Annotated in this window: 27 protein-coding genes and 1 other annotated feature; of the genes, 25 read left to right on the forward strand and 2 right to left on the reverse strand. The window is 46.3% G+C overall.

Features of this window, described 5'->3' with window-relative positions:
• Nucleotides 1-59: 59 nt before the first annotated feature.
• Complete coding sequence (locus tag AC2EXB_RS07820; RefSeq protein ID WP_483604311.1) at nucleotides 60-1349, reverse strand: replication-associated recombination protein A; 1290 nt, start codon at nucleotides 1347-1349, stop codon at nucleotides 60-62.
• Nucleotides 1350-1482: 133 nt separating this feature from the next.
• On the opposite strand from AC2EXB_RS07820, the gene cymR reads away from it, so the two are divergent.
• From cymR to mtnN, 15 genes are all read left to right on the forward strand, one after another.
• Nucleotides 1483-1899, forward strand: coding sequence for a cysteine metabolism transcriptional regulator CymR (cymR, locus tag AC2EXB_RS07825; protein WP_251478705.1), 417 nt, complete (start codon nucleotides 1483-1485; stop codon nucleotides 1897-1899).
• Nucleotides 1900-1912: 13 nt separating this feature from the next.
• Nucleotides 1913-3046, forward strand: a complete 1134-nt coding sequence (locus AC2EXB_RS07830; protein ID WP_483604312.1) for a cysteine desulfurase family protein — start codon at nucleotides 1913-1915, stop codon at nucleotides 3044-3046.
• 14 nt (nucleotides 3047-3060) lie between these two features.
• Nucleotides 3061-4179, forward strand: a complete 1119-nt coding sequence (gene mnmA, locus AC2EXB_RS07835; RefSeq protein ID WP_483604313.1) for a tRNA 2-thiouridine(34) synthase MnmA — start codon at nucleotides 3061-3063, stop codon at nucleotides 4177-4179.
• A 14-nt stretch (nucleotides 4180-4193) separates the two neighbouring features.
• Nucleotides 4194-4853, forward strand: a complete 660-nt coding sequence (locus AC2EXB_RS07840; RefSeq protein WP_483604314.1) for a tetratricopeptide repeat protein — start codon at nucleotides 4194-4196, stop codon at nucleotides 4851-4853.
• A gap of 25 nt (nucleotides 4854-4878) precedes the next feature.
• Nucleotides 4879-7359: an SF1B family DNA helicase RecD2 gene (recD2, locus tag AC2EXB_RS07845; protein WP_483604315.1), complete on the forward strand. Its 2481-nt coding sequence runs from the start codon at nucleotides 4879-4881 to the stop codon at nucleotides 7357-7359.
• A gap of 212 nt (nucleotides 7360-7571) precedes the next feature.
• Nucleotides 7572-7778 (forward strand) — a binding site (T-box leader).
• 92 nt (nucleotides 7779-7870) lie between these two features.
• Nucleotides 7871-10495 carry an alanine--tRNA ligase gene (alaS, locus tag AC2EXB_RS07850; RefSeq protein ID WP_483604316.1) on the forward strand — a complete coding sequence of 875 codons (2625 nt, stop codon included), beginning with the start codon at nucleotides 7871-7873 and terminating at the stop codon, nucleotides 10493-10495.
• Between the two features lie 89 nt (nucleotides 10496-10584).
• A complete protein-coding gene (locus AC2EXB_RS07855) occupies nucleotides 10585-10851 on the forward strand; it encodes an IreB family regulatory phosphoprotein (protein WP_052651832.1) in 267 nt (88 codons plus the stop codon).
• A gap of 1 nt (nucleotide 10852) precedes the next feature.
• Complete coding sequence (gene ruvX, locus AC2EXB_RS07860; RefSeq protein ID WP_483604317.1) at nucleotides 10853-11269, forward strand: Holliday junction resolvase RuvX; 417 nt, start codon at nucleotides 10853-10855, stop codon at nucleotides 11267-11269.
• A gap of 13 nt (nucleotides 11270-11282) precedes the next feature.
• Nucleotides 11283-11591 carry a DUF1292 domain-containing protein gene (locus tag AC2EXB_RS07865; RefSeq protein WP_235199019.1) on the forward strand — a complete coding sequence of 103 codons (309 nt, stop codon included), beginning with the start codon at nucleotides 11283-11285 and terminating at the stop codon, nucleotides 11589-11591.
• A 221-nt stretch (nucleotides 11592-11812) separates the two neighbouring features.
• On the forward strand, nucleotides 11813-12937 hold the full coding sequence (mltG, locus tag AC2EXB_RS07870; RefSeq protein WP_483604318.1) for an endolytic transglycosylase MltG: 1125 nt from the start codon (nucleotides 11813-11815) through the stop codon (nucleotides 12935-12937).
• Nucleotides 12938-13029: 92 nt separating this feature from the next.
• Nucleotides 13030-13647 carry an O-methyltransferase gene (locus tag AC2EXB_RS07875; RefSeq protein WP_483604319.1) on the forward strand — a complete coding sequence of 206 codons (618 nt, stop codon included), beginning with the start codon at nucleotides 13030-13032 and terminating at the stop codon, nucleotides 13645-13647.
• 25 nt (nucleotides 13648-13672) lie between these two features.
• Nucleotides 13673-14296 (forward strand): uridine kinase, encoded by a 624-nt coding sequence (udk, locus tag AC2EXB_RS07880; RefSeq protein ID WP_251478739.1) that lies wholly within the window; start codon nucleotides 13673-13675, stop codon nucleotides 14294-14296.
• Between the two features lie 78 nt (nucleotides 14297-14374).
• Nucleotides 14375-14851 carry a transcription elongation factor GreA gene (gene greA / locus AC2EXB_RS07885; RefSeq protein WP_235199022.1) on the forward strand — a complete coding sequence of 159 codons (477 nt, stop codon included), beginning with the start codon at nucleotides 14375-14377 and terminating at the stop codon, nucleotides 14849-14851.
• A 132-nt stretch (nucleotides 14852-14983) separates the two neighbouring features.
• Nucleotides 14984-15700: a DUF1510 family protein gene (locus AC2EXB_RS07890; RefSeq protein ID WP_483604320.1), complete on the forward strand. Its 717-nt coding sequence runs from the start codon at nucleotides 14984-14986 to the stop codon at nucleotides 15698-15700.
• Nucleotides 15701-15751: 51 nt separating this feature from the next.
• The gene (gene mtnN, locus AC2EXB_RS07895; RefSeq protein WP_483604321.1) at nucleotides 15752-16456 is read left to right on the forward strand and encodes a 5'-methylthioadenosine/S-adenosylhomocysteine nucleosidase; all 705 of its coding nucleotides are present in this window, start codon (nucleotides 15752-15754) and stop codon (nucleotides 16454-16456) included.
• A 58-nt stretch (nucleotides 16457-16514) separates the two neighbouring features.
• On the opposite strand, the gene pssA is transcribed toward mtnN, so the two are convergent.
• Nucleotides 16515-17054 (reverse strand): CDP-diacylglycerol--serine O-phosphatidyltransferase, encoded by a 540-nt coding sequence (pssA, locus tag AC2EXB_RS07900; RefSeq protein ID WP_235199023.1) that lies wholly within the window; start codon nucleotides 17052-17054, stop codon nucleotides 16515-16517.
• 247 nt (nucleotides 17055-17301) lie between these two features.
• On the opposite strand from pssA, the gene AC2EXB_RS07905 reads away from it, so the two are divergent.
• The 10 genes from AC2EXB_RS07905 to AC2EXB_RS07950 all read left to right on the forward strand — a co-directional run bounded on the left by AC2EXB_RS07905 (nucleotide 17302) and on the right by AC2EXB_RS07950 (nucleotide 23802).
• On the forward strand, nucleotides 17302-18075 hold the full coding sequence (locus tag AC2EXB_RS07905; RefSeq protein WP_483604322.1) for a phosphatidylserine decarboxylase: 774 nt from the start codon (nucleotides 17302-17304) through the stop codon (nucleotides 18073-18075).
• Nucleotides 18076-18105: 30 nt separating this feature from the next.
• Nucleotides 18106-18636, forward strand: coding sequence for a YqeG family HAD IIIA-type phosphatase (locus AC2EXB_RS07910; protein WP_260107751.1), 531 nt, complete (start codon nucleotides 18106-18108; stop codon nucleotides 18634-18636).
• Nucleotides 18633-19736 carry a ribosome biogenesis GTPase YqeH gene (gene yqeH / locus AC2EXB_RS07915; protein WP_235199026.1) on the forward strand — a complete coding sequence of 368 codons (1104 nt, stop codon included), beginning with the start codon at nucleotides 18633-18635 and terminating at the stop codon, nucleotides 19734-19736. Before AC2EXB_RS07910 ends, yqeH begins: the two co-directional genes overlap by 4 nt.
• A gap of 10 nt (nucleotides 19737-19746) precedes the next feature.
• Entirely contained in the window at nucleotides 19747-20574 is an 828-nt protein-coding gene (gene aroE, locus AC2EXB_RS07920; protein ID WP_483604323.1) for a shikimate dehydrogenase, read from the forward strand.
• Nucleotides 20561-20860, forward strand: coding sequence for a ribosome assembly RNA-binding protein YhbY (yhbY, locus tag AC2EXB_RS07925; protein ID WP_483604324.1), 300 nt, complete (start codon nucleotides 20561-20563; stop codon nucleotides 20858-20860). Before aroE ends, yhbY begins: the two co-directional genes overlap by 14 nt.
• Nucleotides 20857-21459, forward strand: coding sequence for a nicotinate-nucleotide adenylyltransferase (locus AC2EXB_RS07930; RefSeq protein WP_483604325.1), 603 nt, complete (start codon nucleotides 20857-20859; stop codon nucleotides 21457-21459). The genes yhbY and AC2EXB_RS07930 overlap by 4 nt, the downstream gene beginning before the upstream one ends.
• Nucleotides 21413-21991, forward strand: a complete 579-nt coding sequence (yqeK, locus tag AC2EXB_RS07935) for a bis(5'-nucleosyl)-tetraphosphatase (symmetrical) YqeK (RefSeq protein WP_235199030.1) — start codon at nucleotides 21413-21415, stop codon at nucleotides 21989-21991. Before AC2EXB_RS07930 ends, yqeK begins: the two co-directional genes overlap by 47 nt.
• A complete protein-coding gene (rsfS, locus tag AC2EXB_RS07940; protein WP_483604326.1) occupies nucleotides 21984-22322 on the forward strand; it encodes a ribosome silencing factor in 339 nt (112 codons plus the stop codon). The genes yqeK and rsfS overlap by 8 nt, the downstream gene beginning before the upstream one ends.
• A complete protein-coding gene (locus AC2EXB_RS07945) occupies nucleotides 22319-23044 on the forward strand; it encodes a class I SAM-dependent DNA methyltransferase (protein WP_483604327.1) in 726 nt (241 codons plus the stop codon). Before rsfS ends, AC2EXB_RS07945 begins: the two co-directional genes overlap by 4 nt.
• Nucleotides 23045-23202: 158 nt before the next feature.
• On the forward strand, nucleotides 23203-23802 hold the full coding sequence (locus AC2EXB_RS07950; protein ID WP_483604328.1) for a helix-hairpin-helix domain-containing protein: 600 nt from the start codon (nucleotides 23203-23205) through the stop codon (nucleotides 23800-23802).
• Nucleotides 23803-23866: the final 64 nt, after the last annotated feature.

The raw sequence follows: 23866 nt of genomic DNA on the forward strand, positions 1-23866 counted from the left end.
TAAAAAATTTTGAACGCAAATAAAAGCCATTTCCGCATTTGGAAATGGCTTTCGATAACTTATTTTTTATTTTTCCGGAATGATTTCAGTTTTTCATAGATGCCGGCATACTTTTTCTCGGCTCCGGCAATCACCGGCTTGTAGTATTCGGCTTTTTGCACTTCTTTCGGCAAATAATCCTGATCGACCCAGCCGCCGAATGAGCCGAGGGGTGTGTCATGCGGATATCGATAGCCGCCGTGGCCAAGTTCGGCACTGCCGGCATAATGCGTGTCGCGAAGATGCATCGGGATGTCGCCCGTCTCGCCTTTATTGATGGCTGAGATGGCAGCGTCGATCGCCCGGTAAGCGGAGTTCGATTTTTCGGACAAGCACATCTCGGCGACCGCTTGTGCGAGCGGGATGCGCGCTTCCGGCAAACCAAGGCGGTCAGCCGCCTGGCAGGCAGCGAGCACGTGGCCGCCGACTTCCGGATTCGCAAGGCCGATGTCCTCATATGCCATAACGAGCAAGCGGCGGGTGACGGCGGTCAAATCGCCGTTTTCCAATAAATGCGCCAAATAATACATCGCTGCATTGACGTCGCTGCCGCGCACGGATTTTTGGAGCGCTGACAGCAAATTAAAGAAATGGGAACCTTTTTTATCGCCAAACACGCCGACGCGCTTGATCATCTGTTCCACCATTTGGTCTTCGACAATAAATTTATCGTCGATTTCGTCAGATGCGATGATGATGGACTCGAGCATCGTCAATGCCTTTCGGGCATCGCCGTTTGTGCCGTCTGCGATGCGCTCCACTTGCGCTGGTGAAATCTCGATTTTTAAATTGCCGAGTCCGCGTTTTGGATCACTCAACGCCGTATTCAGCAAGTTCACGATATCGTCATGCGTCAACCGCTTAAGCTGTTTGATTTCACCGCAGCGGGAACGGATCGCGGGGTTCACGTCATGGAACGGATTTTCCGTCGTGGCACCGATTAAAACGATCGCGCCGCTTTCCACATGCGGCAACAATGCATCTTGCTGGAGTTTATTGAAGCGATGGATTTCGTCCAGGAATAATAAAACTTTCCCAGTCATGCGCGATTCTTTGACCACGTCTTCGACATCTTTTTTGCCGGAAGTCGTGGCATTCAGCGCGATGAACGGCAATTTCGACGTGCCGGCGATGGCGTGGGCGATCGAAGTTTTTCCGATGCCCGGTTCGCCGTACAACAGCATCGACGGAATATGGCCGTTCTGGATCATTTTATATAACGCCGTATGCGGGCCGATGACATCCTGCTGGCCGACCACTTCGTCAATGGTGCGCGGACGCATACGGAATGCTAAAGGTTCGTTCTGCAATCAAAAAACTCCTTCCGTACATTCGTTCTATTAGTATATCGTTTTGCCAAATAAAAGTCATTGCAAGTCCATTCCCGACAAATATGCTATACTATTTTGAAGAATAATTGGAATCTGACTCAGAGGTGTAAGCATGAAAATTTCAACAAAAGGCCGCTACGGCTTGACGATTATGATTTCACTCGCCAAACATTACGGAGAAGGGCCGATTCCGCTCCGGAAAATTGCGGCAGAATATGATTTATCTGAAGCGTATCTGGAACAATTAGTAGGTCCGCTTCGCAATTCAGGATTAGTTAAAAGTGTACGAGGCGCATACGGCGGCTATATGCTGACGCGCGACCCGAAAGAAATTTCCGCTGGAGACGTCATCAAAGTGCTTGAAGGCCCGATCCAGCCGGTTGAAGGCATCGAAGACGAAGCTCAGCCGCAGCGCGAATTGTGGATTCGCATCCGCGACGCAGTCAAAAACGTGCTTGAGACGACGAGCATAGACGATTTAGCCAATCAAAAAGACGATAATAACGAAAATTATATGTTTTATATATAAGGAGACAGTTAAAATGAATCGAATTTATTTAGACCATGCAGCCACTTCTCCGATGCATCCGGAAGTGGCTGAAACCTTTTCCGAAGCGCTTCTCACTGTATTCGGCAATCCATCAAGCATCCACGGCACCGGACGTACTGCGCGCAAGACATTGGACGACGCACGCCGTGTATTCGCTGCGAGCATCCATGCAGACGACCCGGAAATCATTTTCACAAGCGGCGGCACCGAAGCGGACAATATGGCGATCTTCGGCACAGCAGCCAAAAAAGACGGCAAACATATCATCACGTCGCAGATTGAACACCACGCCGTTTTGCACGCTTGCGAGAAATTGGAACGGGAAGGCTACGAGGTCACTTACTTGCCGGTTGACGAAAAAGGCCAAGTCCGAGCAGAAGACGTGAAAAAAGCGCTGCGGGACGATACAATTCTAGTGACTATCATGCTAGGCAATAATGAAGTCGGAACGGTTCAGCCGATTGCTGAAATCGGTGAGCTGTTAAAAGATACGGACGTCACATTCCACACAGATGCCGTCCAAGCATACGGCGTTTTGCCGATTGACGTGGAAGCGCTGAATGTCGACCTATTGTCGGTATCCGCGCATAAACTCAACGGGCCAAAAGGCATCGGTTTCCTTTACCAGCGAAAAGGCACACCGCTGTCGCCGATTTTATTTGGCGGCGAACAGGAACGGAAGCGCCGTGCCGGAACGGAAAATGTACCGGCGATTGCAGCGTTCGCAAAAGCGGTTGAAATTTCGCTTGCGACGATGGACGAGCGGGCAGCGGCCTATTCAAACTACAAACAGATTTTCAAAAGCGTTTTGACGAATGAAGGCATCGAGTTCTCGGAAAACGGCGGCAATCAGATGCCGCATGTTCTGAACCTAAGCTTGCCAGGAATCGATATCGAATCATTCCTCGTTAATTTGGATATCGCCGGAGTCGCCGCTTCAAGCGGATCGGCTTGCACAGCCGGTTCCATCGATCCATCGCATGTGCTCGTTGCAATGTTCGGGGAGAAAGCGGAGCAATTGCGCAATTCCATCCGTTTCAGTTTCGGCATCGGCCTGACGGAACAACAAATAACAGAAGCTGCAGAAATGACAGCACAAATCAGCAAGCGTTTAGCGCTGCTATGAAAAGGTGATAAAAAATGACGGTAAAAGCTCCACAAGATACACGCGTTGTCGTCGGCATGTCCGGAGGAGTCGATTCTTCGGTGGCCGCGCATTTATTGAAAGAACAAGGCTATGACGTAATCGGGATTTTCATGAAAAACTGGGATGACACCGATGAAAACGGCGTCTGCACAGCGACGGAAGATTACGAAGACGTTATCCGTGTCTGCAACCAGATCGGCATTCCGTATTATGCCGTGAATTTCGAACAGCAATATTGGGATAAGGTTTTCACGTATTTCCTTGAAGAATACAAAGCCGGCAGAACGCCGAACCCGGACGTCATGTGCAATAAAGAAATTAAATTCAAAGCATTCCTGGAGCATGCACTTAGCCTCGGTGCGGATTATTTAGCGACAGGCCACTACGCTCAAGTAGCCCATGCAGAAAACGGCGAAACGAAAATGCTTCGCGGCAAAGACAATAACAAAGACCAAACCTATTTCTTGAACCAATTGAATCAAGAGCAATTGTCGAAAGTGATGTTCCCGATCGGCCATATGGAAAAGAAAAAAGTGCGTGAAGTTGCACTTGAAGCAGGACTTGCGACAGCCACGAAAAAAGATTCGACAGGCATCTGCTTTATCGGCGAACGCAATTTCAAGGAATTCCTTGGCCAATATTTGCCAGCGCAGCCAGGATCGATGGAAACGCTTGAAGGCGTTAAAAAAGGCTCGCATGACGGCTTGATGTATTACACAATCGGCCAGCGCCAAGGACTGGGAATCGGCGGCGCCGGAGACCCGTGGTTCGTCATCGGCAAAGATTTAGAGAAGAACATCCTTTATGTCGGCCAAAATATTAACCATGAAGCCCTTTTCTCAGACAGCTTGTCTGCGGTAAACTTAAGCTTCACTTCAGATACAGCACCGACGGGAATTTTGAAATGCACGGCGAAATTCCGTTACCGCCAGGCTGATGTCGGCGTAACAGTGGAATTCAAAGGTGAAGAAGCGATTGTGACATTCGACGAGCCGGTACGTGCCATCACACCAGGACAAGCGGTCGTTTTCTATGACGGCGAAGAATGCCTTGGCGGGGGAACAATCGACCGTGTGTTCAAAAACGGCGCACGTTTGGAATATGTAGGTTAATGGGAGAGACGAACATGAATTACAATGAAATCGGAATTCAAGCCTTGCAAGAAGGCAATACAGAAGAAGCGATCAAAGCTTTCACGAAAGCGATCGAAGAAGAACCGGACAACGCCCTTGGCTACATCAATTTCGGCCACGTGCTGACTTCGATGGATGACGTCGAGCGCGCTGAACGCTTTTTCCAGAAAGCGATCACGTTGGATGAAACTTCGGCGACCGCTTATTACGGGTTAGCGAACCTTTATTTCAATGTGGAGCGTTTTGCAGAAGCCTTGAAATTATACGAAAAAGCAGTTCAATACGGTCTTGAAGAGGCAGATGCCCACTACATGATCGGCAAATGCTTTGAAAAGCTGGAACAGCCGAAATTGGCGCTTCCGTATCTTCAGCGTGCCATTGAACTGGACCCGGAAGACGTCCAGGCGCGCTTAAGCTACGGCATCACACTTGCTTCGATGGAATTGTTTGACCTTGCAGAACCGCAATTTCTGCAGGTGTTAGAACATGAGCCGGACCATGCAGATGCCCATTACAATCTTGGCGTCCTGTATGCCGTATCGACTGACCGTACAGCTGATGCCATGCATCATTTGAAGGAAGCTTACACATTGGATGAACGAAACGAAATGGCGCGTTATGCCTATGATATGATCGCAACGAAACTGCAGTAACCACGGAAGAAAGGAGACGACAGACATGACCGGACAAATCGATTTATTCCAGGAAGAAGTGCAATTTGTACTGGGCAGGCCCGTCGTCTCGATTTTTCACAATCCCCAGAATCTGTTTTCCATCGCGAAAGTGAAAATCCAAGAGACGAACACCTCCTATACCGAAAAAGAAATTATTGTCTCGGGCTATTTCCCGAAATTGTCACTGGAAGAGCAGTACCGATTTACAGGCTCGGTAAAAAACCATCCGAAATACGGCGTGCAATTCCAAGTGGAGACCTTCACAAAAGAAGTGCCTGAAACAGAACAAGGCATCGTCCACTATTTATCGAGCGATATGTTCAATGGCATCGGCCGTAAAACGGCGGAAACGATTGTCAAAAAGCTCGGGAAAGATGCCATTAAAAAGATTTTGGAAGATCCGGAAGCGCTTAATGCCGTACCGCGCCTTTCAGATGACAAGAAAGACACCATCCGCTCCACGCTGCAGATGAATCTCGGACTAGAGCGCGTGATGATCCAATTGAACGATTGGGGTTTCGGTCCGCAAGTCGGCATGCGGATTTATCAGGCGTACCGTGAAGAAACGATTGACGTACTTACGAAAAACCCGTTCCGATTGATTGAAGAAATTGAAGGCATCGGTTTTCAGCGGGCAGATGAATTGGGAGCAAAACTCGGCATCACTGGCGCACATCCCGACCGCATCAAAGCGTCTGTTCTGCATTTATTGAACCAGGCGTCGCTGTCTGAAGGCCACGTTTATATGGATGCGAAAACCTTGATCCCGCTCGTGAAAGGGATGCTTGAATCGAGCCAGCGCGACGAGATATCCATGGAAGCAATTTCCAAAGCGATGATCGAGCTGAATGAAGAAAGCAAAGTGGCGGGCGAAGAAACCCGCCTCTATTTGCCGTCCTTGTATTATTCGGAAGTCGGCATTGCGACAAAACTCGAAACTTTGCTTGGCTCGCAGGCAAACCGGGACCGTTTTCCGGCGTCAGAAGTACGGCGTGCGCTCGGTGAAGCGGAAGAGCGGCTCGGGGTGAATTATGCCGAAACGCAGATTGAAGCGATAGACGGCAGCATCAATTCTTCTGTCATGATATTGACTGGGGGACCGGGTACTGGGAAGACGACGGTAGTCCGCGGCCTCGTCGAAGTGTATGCGGAACTGCACGGCTTATCGCTCGATCCGAAAGACTACGCGAAGAAAAAAGAGCCGTTTCCCATCATTCTCGCTGCTCCGACCGGCCGCGCTGCAAAGCGCCTGAGTGAATCGACGGAACTTCCCGCCATGACGATCCATCGCTTGCTCGGCTTTAACGGCCAGGAAAAAGAAGAAGAAACGGAAAAGGAAATCGAAGGGCGTTTGATCATCATCGATGAAATGTCGATGGTTGATACGTGGCTTGCGCATCAATTGCTGAAAGCTGTTCCGGACGATGCCCAGATCATTTTTGTCGGAGATCAGGACCAACTGCCGCCAGTCGGACCGGGCCAAGTGCTGCGCGACCTGCTTGAATCAAAACGCATTCCGACGGTCGAGTTGAAAGACATTTACCGCCAGACTTCCGGATCGTCGATCATTGAACTTGCCCACCAAATGAAAAAAGGCCAATTGCCTGCAGATATTACAGCAAAAACATCAGACCGTTCGTTTATCAAAGCAGGTGCGGATCAAATAGCTTCTGTCGTCGAGAAAGTGGTCAAGAGCGCCTTATCAAAAGGGCATTCGATCAAAGACATCCAGGTGCTTGCGCCGATGTACCGGGGTCCGGCTGGAATCGATGCCTTGAACCGCATGATCCAGGAAATGGTCAACCCGAACCCGGATGGTTCACGAAAAGAACTGGTCTTCGGCGACATCACGTACCGGATCGGCGACAAAATCCTGCAGCTAGTAAACCAACCGGAAAGCAATGTCTTCAACGGGGATATGGGTGAAGTGATTGCGATTCTAAAAGCGAAAGAAACGGTGGAGAAGCAAGACATGCTCGTCGCGTCATTTGACGGCATTGAAGTGACCTACCAGCGCAGCGACTTGAACCAGTTGACGCTCGCGTATTGCTGTTCGATCCATAAAGCACAAGGATCGGAATTCCCGACAGTCATTATGCCGGTCGTCCGCGGCTATATGAAAATGCTGCGGCGCAACCTTCTTTATACGGGCATCACCCGCAGCAAAGATTTTTTGATTCTTTGCGGAGATCCGCAAGTGTTCCGCTACGGAGTCGAACGGACTGATGATGTGCAGCGAATGACGACACTGAAGAAACGGCTTCAATTGTCTGCGGAAGAACCTGTGCAGGAAACGGCTGTTGCTGAAAAGGCGGCGATGGTTGAATCAGTGCCTGTCGCTAAAACAGAACCTGCGATTGCCGAAGCTAAAACGGCTGCGGCAAAGTCAAAAGGCCCGGCAAGTTTGACGAATGAAAATGTCCACGTCATCCATCCGCTCGTCGGCATGCAAGGCGTCACACCGAAAGATTTCATGGAAGTGTAAGGGGCGTTCGCTTACGGCGAGCGTTTTTTTCTTGAAGATTTCCGGATAGAAGCATATTTCTTTAGCTTCTGGGCGTATTTTCTGGATAACTGTGCGTATTTCCACTTTAACCGGGCGTATTTCGGCCATTACCAGGCGTATTTCAAAATTTTGCGGATAATCGCTGCTATTGACACACCTAAACCTTTTTCTATATAATTCAATTTATAGTAAACAACACATTGATGGAGACAGTATAATTTTGCAGTTGACCAGAAAAAGGTTCCATAGGCTGGAAGAACCTTCTGCTTGCGATTTTAGAAAGCTACTCCGGAGTGCAGCTAATCCCTGCCGTCACGCCGCGTTAAGGCATAATGAGAGACACGGATGTTTTCCGTGTAATTAGGGTGGTACCGCGAATTAAAGCCTTCGTCCCTTGCGCAAGCGCAAGAGATGGAGGCTTTTTATTGTGCCCTCGCCTAGCGCTTGCAGCCTACCTAGCTTTAGCCAAAAGAATCGAGGAGGAATTAAGATGAAAAACATGAAAGCTGCAGACATCAGAAGATTGTATATCGAATTCTTTAAAGAAAAAGGCCACGATCAAGAACCGAGTGCACCTTTAGTCCCGTTCGAAGATCCTTCCTTATTGTGGATCAACAGCGGTGTAGCAACTTTGAAAAAATATTTTGACGGACGCGTGATTCCGGAAAATCCGAGAATCGTCAATGCACAAAAATCGATCCGGACAAACGATATCGAAAATGTCGGGAAAACGGCGCGCCACCATACTTTCTTTGAAATGCTCGGAAATTTCTCGATCGGTGATTACTTCAAAAAAGAAGCGATCCACTGGGCATGGGAATTTCTGACGGACGAAAGATGGATGGGCTTTGACGCTGAAAAGCTTTCTGTAACGATCCACCCGGAAGATGAAGAAGCTTACAGCATCTGGCTAAATGAAGTCGGTGTGCCGGCTGAACGCATCATTCGGTTGGAAGGGAATTTCTGGGATATCGGAGAAGGCCCAAGCGGCCCGAACTCGGAAATCTTTTATGACCGCGGCGAGAAATACGGCAGCGACATGAATGACCCGGAATTGTATCCAGGCGGGGAAAACGACCGTTACCTGGAAGTATGGAACCTGGTATTCTCCCAGTTCAACCATAATCCGGACCATACGTATACGCCGCTTCCGAAACAGAACATCGATACCGGAATGGGGCTTGAACGCATGGCTTCTGTCGTTCAAGACGTTCCAACAAACTACGATACAGATCTTTTCACGCCGATCATTGCTAAAACGGAAGAAATTTCAGGCAAGAAATACGGCGAAGACGGGGATGCTGATATGGCATTCAAAGTCATCGCTGACCATGTCCGTACAGTCGCATTTGCAATCGGAGACGGAGCGCTTCCGTCCAATGAAGGACGCGGATACGTTCTGCGCCGCCTACTTCGACGGGCTGTCCGCTATGCGAAAAAATTGGGCATCGAAAAGCCGTTCATGTATGAACTTGTGCCGGTTGTCGGTGAAATCATGAACGATTTCTACCCTGAAGTGACGGATAAACAGGATTTCATTATCCGCGTCATGAAATTGGAAGAAGAGCGTTTCCACGAAACTTTGCATGATGGCTTAGCGATTCTTTCGACAGTCGTCGAGCAGCAAAAAGCAGCGGGCCATTCTGAAATTCCTGGCGAAGATGCATTCCGTTTGTATGATACGTACGGATTCCCTGTTGAATTGACAGAAGAATATGCGGAAGAAGAAGGCATGTCGATTGACCATGCTGGATTTGAAGCAGCGATGCAAGCGCAGCGCGACCGTGCACGCAGTGCGCGTCAGAACGTCAACTCGATGCAGACGCAATCGGAAGTACTCGGGAATATTAAAGAAGCGAGCGAATTTATCGGCTATACACAAACAGTAGCGGATGCAAAAGTTCTCGTCATTATCAAAGACGGTGAGTTAGCTGAAAGTGCGCATGAAGGGGAAGAAGTGCAAGTCATTCTGGACCAGACGCCTTTCTATGCAGAAAGCGGCGGGCAGATTGCCGACCACGGAAAATTGACGAACGACTTAGTGAAAGCGGTGGTTCTCGATGTGAAAAAGGCGCCAAATGGCCAAAACCTCCATTCAGTTCGAGTGGAAACCGGTGAATTGACGAAAGCATCGGTCCACGCCCAAGTGGATTCAAGTGAACGTCGCCATACGGTCAAAAACCATACGGCAACCCACCTATTGCACCAGGCATTAAAAGATACATTAGGAACACACGTCAATCAGGCAGGTTCATATGTCGGTCCAGATCGCCTGCGTTTCGACTTCTCCCATTTCGGGCAAGTGACAAGTGAGGAACTGGAAAAGATTGAACGAATCGTCAACGAAAAAGTCTGGGAAGGCATTTCGGTTCAGACCGGCTACCATAATCTGCAAGAAGCAAAAAACATGGGAGCTATGGCTTTATTTGGTGAAAAATACGGAGATGTCGTTCGCGTCGTTGAAATTGGCGGCTATTCGCTTGAACTTTGCGGCGGTGTCCATGTAACAAATACAGCTGAAATCGGCGTCTTCAAAATTGTTTCGGAAAGCGGAATCGGAGCAGGCATCCGCCGTATTGAAGCGGTAACAGGCAAAGGCGCTTATGAAAACTTGAAAGAAAGCGAAAACTTGCTTGAAGAAACAGCGGCCTTGATGAAATCTTCAACGAAAGATCTGATCCAGAAAGTCCAATCGTTCCAGCAGGAAATGAAAAATCTCCAACGTGAGAACGAATCGCTGATGGCAAAAATGTCGAATGCCCAGTCTTCTGAAATTATGGCAGCTGCACGCCAGGTTGACGATATCACGGTGCTTTCTGCAAGAGTCGAGGCGAAAGACAACAACCAATTACGCCAAATGATGGATGATTTGAAACAGAAGTTCGAGAAAGCCGTAATAGTTTTAGGTGCGACAGACGGTGAAAAAGTCATGTTAGTTGCAGGCGTGACAAAAGAATTGGCAGGCGGGAACTATCACGCTGGACAGATCGTCAAACACGTAGCTGAACTTTGCGGAGGCAAAGGCGGCGGCCGTCCGGACATGGCGATGGCCGGTGCAAAAAATCCAGGCAAACTCGATGAAGCGTTAGAATCTGTCTACAACTTGCTCAAATAGGTTTAATAAATGGAAGATATCGTTTATAATGAGATTCAGGCAGCGAGAACGTTTATCTCCTATCTAAATCCGAAAGCGAGGTGCTTGTCGTGAGTTCATTTGATCAAACTATGAAATTCAATCCGTCTGATGAATCGATGGAGCAGGAAGTGAAGCATGTGATGCTTCAAGTCCATGCTGCACTCGAAGAAAAAGGGTATAACCCGATCAATCAGATTGTCGGCTATTTATTATCAGGTGATCCGGCTTATATTCCTCGCCACCAGGATGCACGCAATATGATTCGCAAACTTGAACGGGATGAAATTCTGGAAGAGCTTGTGAAATTCTACATCAAAAAGAATAACGAGGAATAACATGAGAACAATGGGACTGGATGTCGGTTCGAAAACAATTGGCGTTGCCATCAGTGATGTGCTTGGGTGGACAGCCCAAGGCATTGAAACTGTCAAAATCAATGAAGCGATAGGTGAATTCGGCTTAGAGCGGTTAGGTGAATTGATCGAGCAGTATGAAGTCAGCCATATTGTTGTCGGTTATCCGAAAAACATGAACAACTCAATTGGTCCGCGCGCCGAAGCATCCGAGAAATTTGCAGCGATGCTTGAAGAAGCGTATTCCATACCCGTAGTGCTATGGGATGAACGGTTGACAACGATGGCTGCAGAGAAAATGCTGATTTCAGCGGATGTCAGCCGAAAGAACCGCAAGAAAGTGATCGACAAGATGGCGGCAGTAATGATTTTGCAAGGCTATCTTGATTTTAAAAAATGATGAGGTGACCCAAATGGAACATGGACAAGAACATATTACGGTCGTAGATGAAAACGGCAACGAGCAACTATTTGAGGTATTATTTACATTTGAATCAGAGGATTTCGGAAAATCATATGTATTGTATTTCCCGGTAGGCGCTGAAGAAGATGACGAAGGTGAAATTGAAATCCAAGCTTCTTCATTCACAGAAAACGAAGATGCAGATGGAAAAATCGCTGGCGGCGAACTTCGCCCAGTTGAAACAGACGAAGAGTGGGACATGATCGAAGAAATGTTGAACACGTTCCTTGATGAAGAAGAAGAAAACGAAGAATTCTAATCTAATTGGAAAGGGACGGAATTGATTGCTGATTCCGTCTTTTTCTTTTGCAGCGACTTCTGTATACTGATAGAGAGAAAGTTTAAGACATGGAACTTCTTCATTCCTGCTGCGTTTCAATGGTATGGAACTAATGATAGTGGCCAGTGATTTTCTGCTTGAATGGGCAGAGTCTTGCTGGCCATTAAAATGGAGTGAAGAAAAAGCTAAGGGGGGAACCCATGGACAAGCCGTCAAAGAAACAGATCATGTTCGAACGGATGAACGAAAAGAAGAAAGAAACGAAGATCGTCCGCCGAATCGTAGCGATCATTGCGTTAGTATTGCTGCTTATTGTCGGGGTCGCTGGCTTCCTGATGTATAATTTTGTGAAAGGTGCATTGGAACCGGTCGATCCAGATTCTGAAAAAGTGATCGAAGTTGAAGTGCCGATCGGTTCGAATCTAGACAGCATCGCGGAGTTGCTTGAAGAAAAAGGGTTGATTGAAGATGCGCGCGTTTATAAATATTACGTGAAATTCAATAACCATTCTGATTTCCAAGCGGGAACCTACGGGTTGCTTCCGTCGATGACGCTGGATGAAATCACCGAAAGCTTGAAAACCGGTAAAGTCTACCGGGAACCGCTGTTTTCAATCACTGTCCCAGAAGGGCTCACGCTCGAAGAAATTGCAACGCGGGTCATTGAAGAAAAAACCGATTACACAGCCGAAGAATTTATGGCGCGTGTTACGGATGAAGCTTATATCGACCAATTGATGAATGAATATCCTATGCTGTTGACAGAAGAAATCAAAGGCGAAAATATCAAGTTTGCATTGGAAGGCTATTTATTCCCTGCGACCTATCCGTTTTATGAAGAGGATCCATCCTTGGAACTGATCATTAAACAGATGTTGGATGCCACAAACTCGGTTGTCTCCCAATATCAGACGGTATTGGAAGAAATGGAAAAGACGCCGCATTGGCTTTTGACTTTCGCTTCCCTTCTCGAGGAAGAAGCGACAGCTCAGGCCGACCGCGAGACGATTGCCAGTGTCTTCTACAACCGTCTGAACGATGATATGCCGCTGCAGACAGACCCGACCGTGATCTACGCGATGGGTGAACACAAGGAACGTCTGTTCAATAAGGATTATGAATTCGAAGATCCGTACAGTACCTATCAAAACAAAGGCTTGCCGCCAGGGCCGATTGCTGGAGCAGGAGCTTCATCGATTCAGGCTGTTTTAGATCCTGCAACGACTGAATACTATTATTTCTTAGCCGATTCCGAAGGAGTCAATCATTTTGCTAAGACATATGACGAACATTTGAAGAATCAGGCTGAATACATCGGCAACTGATGATGGGCAAGAAGGAGGCGACCTCGCATTCCTTCTTGTTTTATGTTATTATAGGTAGTAATTTTTGCTGCGGTAAAAAGGAGCTATTAACGATGGAACAACAGAAATTATCCGCTGCTTTGGCATTGGTCAGAAGTTACGCAGAAGAGCATCATGTGCCGATCATGGAAGAAACCGGAATTGATGAATTGCTGGCTTTATTAAAAAAGCAGCAGCCGCACCATATCCTGGAGATCGGTTCGGCCATCGGGTTTTCAGCCATTAAAATGGCTGCTGGAATGCCGGGATGCCGAGTCGATACGATTGAGCGGGATGATACACGCTTCGAAAAGGCGGTTGAATTCATTTCACTGGCTGGCTTTAGTGAGGCCATCCGCATTTTCCATGCAGATGCATTGGAAATGGATCTAGCGGAGCTAAAAACCTCTTATGACGCAATTTTCATCGATGCAGCCAAAGGGCAATATGAAAAGTTTTTCACTAAATACGAAAGCCTGTTGGCAGACAACGGCTTGATTTATTGTGATAATATGCATATGCACGGCATGGCTGAAATGGATATCTCGGAAATTCCGAGAAGAAAACGGACAATGATCCGAAATCTGAAGGCCTTTAAAGAACATATGATGAATCACCCCTCCTATGAAGTAGAATTGCTGTCCGTAGGAGACGGCATCATGATTTGCCGGAAAAAGCCATTCAAAAAATAATATAGTTTGCAAGGAGCTTGGAAGTATGTCTAAAAACCGTCCAGTCGTAATTGGAATTGCAGGAGGATCAGGCTCAGGCAAAACGAGCGTGACAAATTCCATTTATGAAGTATTCAAAGAAAATTCAGTAGTAGTGATCGAACAGGATTATTATTACAAAGACCAAAGCCATTTGGCATTTGAGGAACGGCTGGAAACGAACTATGATCATCCATTGGCATTCGATACGGATTTGCTGATTGACCATATCAATGAATTATTAGCCAGAAAACCGATAGAAAAACCTGTCTATAACTATGCCTTACATACCCGTGCTGAAGAGACGGTCGTGATTGAACCGAAAGATGTCATCATTTTAGAAGGCATTCTCGTGCTTGAAGATCAACGCCTGCGTGATTTGATGGATATTAAGCTATTTGTTGATACCGATGCCGACTTGCGGATTATCCGCCGCCTGCTGCGCGATATCAACGAACGGGGACGGACAATCGATTCTGTCATCGAGCAGTATTTGACCGTTGTGCGTCCGATGCACAATCAATTTATCGAGCCGACAAAGCGCTATGCAGATGTGATTATCCCTGAAGGCGGGCAGAACGAAGTTGCAATTGACTTGATGGTTACAAAAATTAAAACAATTCTTGAATAGATTGACAGTTTATAATATGATGATACGAGACTGACGGATAGGAAATATCCAAAGTCAGCAGTTGAAGGAGTGGGAACAATGGCGAACGAAAAACAATTTCCGATGACAGCTGCAGGAAAGCAGAAGTTGGAAGAAGAACTGGATTTCTTAAAAACCGTAAAACGCAAAGAAGTCGTTGAACGGATTAAAATAGCACGCAGTTTCGGAGATCTTTCCGAGAACTCTGAGTACGATTCGGCTAAAGAAGACCAGGCATTTGTAGAAGGTCGAATTTCAACATTAGAATCGATGATCCGCAACGCGGTAATCATCAATGAAAACGAATTGAACAAGGATATTGTCCGTTTAGGGACAACGGTTACTTTCGTAGAAGTTCCGGATGGTGATGAAGAATCGTACACAATCGTCGGATCAGCGGAAGCAGATCCGTTGGAAGGGCGCATTTCAAATGACTCGCCTATCGCAAAAAGCATGATCGGCCGGACAATCGGAGAGAATGTGAAAGTATTGACGCCAGGCGGCGAAATGGAAATTAAAATCGTTTCAATTACCTAATGCGTGGGGCCATTCTTAGTAAGAATGGCTGTTTTTATTAAAATTTAATCGAAAATGAAACATTCTTTTCGTCAAATCGTCAAATTTGTTACAGCGCATTATGCTAAAATAATGTGAAGAGGAGGCAATTGAATGTCGAATGAAGAAAAACCGTATCCTTCTCGTTTGAAAAAGAAAAACCGATCGAATTCTATTTTGAATATGATGATCGGTTTGGTATTTACATTAATCCTGATTACAGGGGCTTTTATCTTCCTGGATAATGGAGAAGAAAATGCGGCGGAACCTGAAAAGGTGGAAATCGCATCAGATACTGAACAGCAAACGAGCGAAGAAGATACGAATGCCACAGAAGACGAAACTGCAACAGATGAAACTGCGGGTACGGATACAGAAGCGGACTCAGAAACTGATGCAGCAACTGGCGACGCAGAAGTGGAAGCAACTGAAGAAGACAGTGAAGCAGAAGAAACGGAAGAAGGCACTGTGACGGTTGGCGGGAAAATCACGCGTGAGGAGTCAAATGATCCGATCGTTGAAGAAACTGTCATCAACACAAGCTGGGAACCGGTCGGCACATCTCAATCCGGAAATCACGTTTCGGTCTATGACAAAGGTTCAGTGGACTGGAATGAAAAAATCAAAGCGATTTCTTATGCCACGGGTCTTGATGAAGGCAATATGTACATCATGATGATCAAAAACGGCGGTGGGCCACAAAAATCCATCGGCGTCGTACAGTCGAAAGACCAATCCCAGAAATACCGCGTCCATCTGGAATGGGTTGACAGCGAAGGTTGGAAACCTGTTAAAATGGATGTATTAAAAACGCTTGATGGCGCCTATTAATAAGGCGTCTTTTTTTACGAAATGATTTGTGGATGAAAGGATGATCATAAAATGAAGATTGGCGTAATCGGAGCAATGGAAGAAGAAGTGGAGCTGCTGCGGAGCAGTTTGGAAAATGCGGAGACAGAAACGATTGCAAATTGTGAATTCACTTCCGGTACCTATAAAGGCCAGGAAGTGGTTTTGCTTAAAAGCGGCATCGGCAAAGTGAATGCTGCGATGTCGACGACTCTTTTACTGCATCACTTCAAACCGGATATTGTCATCAATACGGGATCAGCAGGCGGATTTGATGAAGAATTGGAAGTTGGTGCGATTGTCATTTCGGATGAAGTCCGCCACCACGATGTAGATGTTACGATTTTCGGCTATGAAATGGGCCAGGTGCCTCAAATGCCGGCTGCTTTTACATCCAATGAGGAATTGATCGAATTAGCGGTAAAAGCGGTAGAGGAGATCGGAGAGCACGCTCACGCTGTTGGCTTGATTGCAACAGGTGATTCGTTCATGAACGACCCAGAACGCGTAGCGAAAGTGCGGGAATCTTTCCCGGCTATGAAAGCTTCTGAAATGGAAGCGGCAGCCGTTGCACAAGTTTGCTATCAATTCAACGTTGCTTTTGTCGTCATCCGTGCCTTGTCCGATATTGCCGGCAAAGAATCGAATATCTCTTTTGACGAATTCCTTCCGGTAGCGGCCAAACATTCGACGCAAATCGTCCTTCATGTAATCGAGCGCCTTGCAGACCGAATTTAGTTTGAATAGATAGGCAAAAAGAAAAAGCTGGAGGCGTTTTTCACAACGCTTCCAGCTTTTAAACTTTTCTTAAGGTAAATGTGCTGATCATCAAGATGGCGCAGATAATGAAAAGAAACATGAATGCAACAGGCGGGAATACGGATATTCCGAAAAAGGATAAGGTGACAACTGTTCCAGCTGCCGTAATCGGCAAACCGACAAAATAGCCGTTCGATTCAGAGATATTGAAGCGGGCGAGCCTGAACGCGCCGCTGGCAATATAAATCACGGTGAAGACCATACCGGTTATGCCGAAATCCGTTAGCACCAATTCATAGATTAGAATCGCGGGCGCTACACCGAATGATATGATATCGCTCATTGAATCGAGCTGTTTGCCAAGTTCCGATTCCTGGTTGAACTTTCTTGCGACCATTCCATCAAAACGGTCCAAAAATGCAGCGATGAAAATAAAAAGTACACTATAGCTATAAAAGCCATTCAGCGAAGCCATTAAAGAAGCACCGCCAAATGCCATATTGCCAATGGTGATCATATTTGCGGTTTGAGATCTCAGTTTTTTGATTGTGCTATCCATTCGTTCGATTATCAGCAATGGAAAACACTCCTTTTTTGTCTAGTCTACAGCATAAGTGAAATACCAATGCTTGCGCTTTTATCAACGTACATTCTCATGGATTAAAGAGATGATGGATCATTCAGTATGGCATATTCCAGCCTGCAAACCAACTGAATCTAAAAAAATTTAGTGAGGATTGTATATTTATAGTATACTTATTCATTTCATTATACTGTGAAAGGCCAAAAAATGGTAGACTATTTTAAGCGATGGAGGTGTCCCTGTGAAGAAAAAACTTTATCAGCAATCAATTGAATTGACGAATGGCCCCATCACCTCTGGGCTGGTCAGGAAATTTGCTGAATCATCGATAAGCCGGAGATTCATTCCCGGCTATATTAAAACTTATAAAATTGATACAGCTGATATTGAAAACCCGCTCGAATCTTTCCCCACTTTGCATAATTTTTTCATTCGTACGCTGAAACCGGAAAGCCGGCCAATTGCTTCCGCAGAGGTCGTTTCACCTGTTGATGCTAAAATCGAAATTACAGGGGATTTGCATGAAGGTATTCAATTTCTCGTGAAAGACCAGCATTATTCTCTTTCAGATCTGCTCGGAAACAAAGAACTGGCGGATCGGTATCAGAATGGAAAATACATCGTTCTCTACCTTTCTCCGGCAGACTACCACCGAATACACAGTCCTGCAAACGGGATGGTCATCAAACAATACGTGCTTGGCAAAAAATCGTATCCGGTTAATGACTGGGGTCTGAGCTTCGGCAAATCGCCTCTAAGTGGAAATTATCGATTAATATCGGAACTTGAAACGTCATTTGGACACATGCTGTCAGTAAAAGTCGGCGCTATGTTCGTAAATTCCATCCAATTGACGAATCTTACGGATAATTGGAAAAAAGGAGACGAAGTCGGTTATTTCAGCTTCGGTTCTACTGTGGTGCTTTTCTTTGAAAAAGACAAGATTGAATTCAGCGATAATGTGAAATCTGGAAAACGTATCAATATGGGAGAAGCGCTCGCATATATGGTATAATCAATAGCATTAAGTTCGGAGAAACAGGAGTTGTTTGCAGTGTATCAATATTTTATACCAAGCCAATACGTGAGAAAAGTCTATGACATTTCGCCTGAGATGCTTTTAGAGCAGAACGTAACGGGAATCATTACTGATTTGGACAATACTTTAGTGGAATGGGACCGGGCAGATGCTACACCGATGCTGATTGATTGGCTGAAGGGCATGAAGGATGCCGGCATCCAAGTAGTGATTGTTTCTAATAATAATGAACTTCGCGTGAAGTCTTTTGCAGATCCGCTCGGCATCCCATTTATTTTCCAGGCTAGAAAGCCGATGGGACGCGCTTTCCGTAAAGCATTGGCAATCATGCATGTGAAGCGTGAAAATGTCGTGGTGATTGGAGACCAGATGCTGACCGATATTTTTGGCGGCAATTTGAACAAATTCCATACCATTCTTGTACTGCCGGTTGCGCAGTCGGATGGTTTCTTTACGCGTTTTAACCGCATGGTCGAACGCCGCATCATGAAAAAATTAAAACAAAAAGGTCAACTTACTTGGGAGGAAGAAAATTGAACGAAATGCCTACATGCATCGGATGCGGAGCGCAAATCCAGACAGATCGCCCCGGCGAACTTGGATATGCTCCTGTGTCATCTTTAGATAAAGAAGAAATTATTTGCCAACGCTGTTTCCGTCTGAAAAATTACAACGAACTGCAGCCGGTTTCATTGACGGATGATGATTTCCTGAAAATCCTAAATGGACTTGGGGAACGCAAAGGACTGATTGTTAAAATCGTCGATATCTTTGACTTTAATGGCAGCTGGCTGCCGGGCCTCCACCGTTTTGTCGGCAACAACGACATCCTGTTGATTGCCAATAAAGCGGATTTATTGCCGAAATCAGTCAAACAGCAAAAGCTCATCAACTGGATGAAGCAGGAAGCGAAAAAACTTGGCTTGAAGCCGATTGACGTATTGACAGTCAGTGCCCATAAAGGCACGGGCGTGGAAGAAGCGATGGCGCTGATCGACAAATACCGTAAAGGCCAGGACGTTTACGTTGTCGGCTCTACAAATGTCGGGAAATCGACGTTCATCAACCGCATCATCAAACAGGCGACCGGACAGTCCGATATTATCACGACTTCCCATTTCCCGGGAACGACACTGGATATTATTGAAATTCCACTTGATGACAAACGTTCCTTATACGACACACCGGGGATCATCAACCACCATCAGCTTGCGCATTATTTGAATCCGGCTGATTTGAAAATGATCATGCCGAAAAAAGAGCTGAAGCCGCGCGTTTTCCAATTGAATGCGGAACAAACGCTTTATATCGGCGGCCTTGCCCGTTTTGACTTTATCAAGGGGGACCGGTCTTCGTTTACTGTCCACGTAGCCAATGATCTTGGGATTCACCGGACAAAACTGGAAAATGCAGACGCTTTGTATGAACAGCACCTGGGCGATATGCTTTCTCCGCCGTCTGCTGAATACAAGGAAGATTTCCCAGAGTTAGTGCGCCATGAATTCCGGGTAAAAGACAGTAAAACAGATATCGTATTTTCAGGCCTCGGATGGATTACCGTCCAGCATCCGAATGTGGTTATCGCTGCCTATGCGCCAAAAGGCGTCGAAGTGATTTTGCGCCCATCGTTGATCTAGGAGGATTCGAATGAAGAAATGGTATGCCGTAATAGGAGATCCGATCGGCCATTCACTATCGCCATATATGCACGATTTGTGGATGGATGAACACGGAGTTGATGCCAGCTATATCCCGGTCCATGTAAAACCAGCGCGATTAAAAGAAGCATTCGATGCTTTGAAGACGCTTGGAGTGGGTGGATTCAATATCACTTTGCCGCATAAGCAGGCAATCGTTCCTTATTTGGATGAATTGGATGAAACGGCTGTTATTATGGATGCTGTCAATACAGTGACATTCGATGGCCAAAAATATAAAGGCTGGAATACGGACGGGGACGGATTTGTCCGTTCGCTCATGTCCGAGCCGATTACATTAAATGAAAAAGTGCTGATCATTGGGGCAGGAGGAGCGGCTCGAGGCATCGCTTTTGCTTTGAAGCGAGCTCGCTTCCAGGATGTCACGATTGCCAACCGGACTTTTCAGCGGGCCGAAGAATTGGCAGCAGCTACGGGAAGTGCACCGATTACATTGAAGGATGCCGAGGATTCATTAGGGGATTTTAGCATCATCATCCAGACGACTTCGGTCGGGCTTGCGGAAGATGAAGCCTTGCCGCTATCTCTGGATTCGGTTCAACCGGGAGCATTGGTAGCGGATATTATTTATACGCCGCTGGAAACCCAGTTTCTAAAAGCGGCAAAAGAGAAAAACTGTACGATTTTGAACGGCGTTGGCATGTTTGTCTATCAAGGCGCCATCGCATTTGAAAAATGGACAGGGATTAGCCCGGACACAGAAAAAATGATCAAAATCATCACGGATAAACTAGGAGGAAATTATGTTAACAGGTAAACAAAAACGCTTTTTGAGAAGCGAAGCCCATCATTTAGACCCGATTTTCCAAGTCGGCAAAGCAGGCGTCAGCGGAACGATGCTGCGCCAGATCGAAGAAGCGCTCGAAGCAAGAGAATTAGTGAAAATCAGCATCTTGCAAAACAACGAAGACGACAAGCCCGATGTTGCGAACCAACTGGCTGAAGGCACTTATGCGGAGTTGGTCCAATTAATCGGCCATACAGTAGTCCTTTACAAACCATCAGTCAATAAAAAACGGATCGAGCTGCCGGTGAGCAGATGAAAAAAGTCGGGATATTAGGCGGAACTTTCAATCCACCTCATCTCGGCCATTTGATCATGGCCAATGAAGCGCTTCACGCCGTCGGTTTGGACGAAGTGCGCTTTATGCCGAATTTCATCGCGCCTCATAAAGAAGTCAGTGGGGCAGGTGCTAAACAGCGGTTGGCAATGACGGCACTTGCGGTTGAAAACATTCCGTATTTCTGCGTTGAAGATTTTGAAATCAAGCAAGGCGGAGTCTCCTACAGTTTTGATACCTTATCGAAATTGCGGAAGAAAGAACCCGACAGTGAATTTTATTTCATCATTGGTGGGGACATGGTGGAAGGTTTGGCCAGCTGGCATCGAATCGATGAACTGGCAGAGATGATCCGTTTTATCGGCATTAAGCGGCCAGGCTACTCACATTCAAGCCCATACCCGGTACAAATGATTGATACGCCGGAAATCCATCTATCGTCAACGATGATTCGCAGCCGGGCTTCTGATGGAGGCACAATTCGCTTCCTGGTTCCGGAAAAAGTGGAAGCTTATATTCGAAAGGAGCGGTTATATGGATCGGAGTACAATGCTTCAGCGAGTGAAGAAACGCGTTCCTGAAAACCGGTTTAATCATATACTCGGGGTCATGAAGACGGCAATGGCATTAGCCCAAACGTTCAATGTATCAGAAGAAAAAGCACAGATTGCGGCCATCTTGCACGATGTCGCTAAATTTTCCGATCGGGATTGGATGAAGTCCATTATTGAAAAACAGCAGATGGATCCTTTATTGCTCGAATACCATTCTGAATTATGGCATGCCCCAGTCGGCGCTTACGTGGCATCCTATGAATTCGGCGTCAACGACGAAGACATCTTGAACGCGATCCGTTACCATACGACAGGCCGTCCAGGAATGTCAGATTTGGAAAAAGTGATTTATATTGCCGATCTGGTAGAACCAAACCGCAAATTTTCAGGTGTTGAAGAATTGCGACAATTAAAAGATCAAGGATTGGATGTTATGATGGAAGCCAGCGTCAAGCATACGATCGACTTTTTAGAATCAAAAAATCAGCCGGTTTATCCGGATTCACTGAAGTGTTATGAATACTTCGTGCAACAGAAAGGGAAAGTGAAGAATGACTAGACACACATTACTACAAATGGCATATGATGCCGCGGAGGATAAAAAAGCCGAGGATATCGTGGTTTTAAATATGGAAGGCATCTCGCTTCTTGCAGATTATTTTGTCATCTGCAGCGGGAACTCTGACCGCCAAGTCCAAGCGATTGCGCGTGAATTGATCGAGCAGTCGAACAAAGCGGGGAATGAAGTGAAGAGCGTTGAAGGATTTGATGCAGCGCGTTGGATCTTGATCGACCTAGGAGACGTGGTTGCCCATGTGTTCCATAAAGATGAACGTTCATACTATAACTTGGAGCGCTTGTGGAGAGAAGCTCCTCAAATGGAAATATGAGATATGGAAAATTTGCATCAGTGTACGATGAACTGATGGAAGATATTCCGTACGAAAAATATGTGGAATGGGTTGCTGCCCATGTAAAATCCGGCGCTTTGCTGGATTTGGCGTGCGGGACAGGAACCCTTTCGCAGCTTTTTGCTGAAATGGGCTATCAGGTCACTGCAAGCGACCTGTCGGAAGAAATGTTGGCTATCGCTAGCCAGCGTTTCCAAGATGCACAGCTGCAAGTGCCGCTCCTCCAATTATCGATGGATAATCTGGAAGGGCTAGCTGGCTTCGATGCCATTACGATTGCCATCGATTCATTGAATTACTTGGAAACCGAACAGCAAATTCGGGAAACCTTCAAAGAAGTGCATACTGCATTGAATGAAGGCGGACATTTTTTCTTTGATGTCCATTCCCTCCATAAAGTGGACCATATTTATATGGACAGCCCGTTTGTTTATGATGGAGAAGATATTTCGTATATTTGGCATACAGCTGAAGGCGACTCTGAACATAGTGTGATCCATGATTTGACTTTCTTCATCCGCAACGGGGAATTTTTCGAGCGATTTGAAGAAACGCATGAACAACGGACGTTTCCAATTGCGCAATACAGTGCTTGGCTAAGTGATGCAGGCTTTGAAGTAATGGAAGTCACAGCTGATTTTACTGATGAAAACCCTGTTGATGACAGCGAACGCATTTTTTTCCATGCATGCAAAAAGTAAAATACGCCATCCGCAAACAAGCGGATGGTTTTTTTGTTGTGCGAGCAGACCTGCTAAAAAATAAATTCGACATCCGATAAAAGTTAATATATAATTCAGACAGCTTCTATCTGATTGCTGATTGTGGAAAAGAGGGGAACCTACTGAACTTTTCACAGTTGAAAGTCAAAATCGGCTGGCTGTTGATCCCAGCAATCGCCTTCGCAGCCGCAGCCATCTATTTTTTAGCTCCTCAAGATGACCCGGAAGCAACGCTCGAACTGATCCAAACTGAGCCCCCACCGCAAATAGAAACCCCCATCGAAAGCAATCCCATACCTGAAGTGATCATGGTCGACATTAAAGGCCAAGTTGCCAATCCAGGCGTATATGAACTGCAGACAGGAGCGCGTGCAAAAGATGCGATCCAGGCTGCTGGCGGATTTTTAGAAACGGCTGAAACTTTATCCATCAATTTAGCGATGGTCATTCAAGATGAAATGGTTCTTTACGTTCCGGAAATCGGAGAAGAAGCGGCCGTTCCGGCAATTCAGGCACAGCAGCCTGCCGCTGCAGAAGCCGGCAGCCTCGTAAATTTAAATACGGCTACGGCAGAAGAACTGATGACATTGACAGGCATTGGACCATCGAAAGCTGAAGCGATCCTTTCCTACAGGACAGAGAACGGAAATTTTCAAAGCATCGAAGACTTGACGAAAGTTACCGGCATCGGTGACAAAACTTTTGAAAAACTGAAAGAGGCCATTACCGTAAATTAACCAGGCGTGAGCCAAAAGAACGGTTGACGAAAATTTCGCCTCTGCTACACTTATTTTAACTAAA

The organism is Planococcus alkaliphilus, assembly GCF_057031095.1.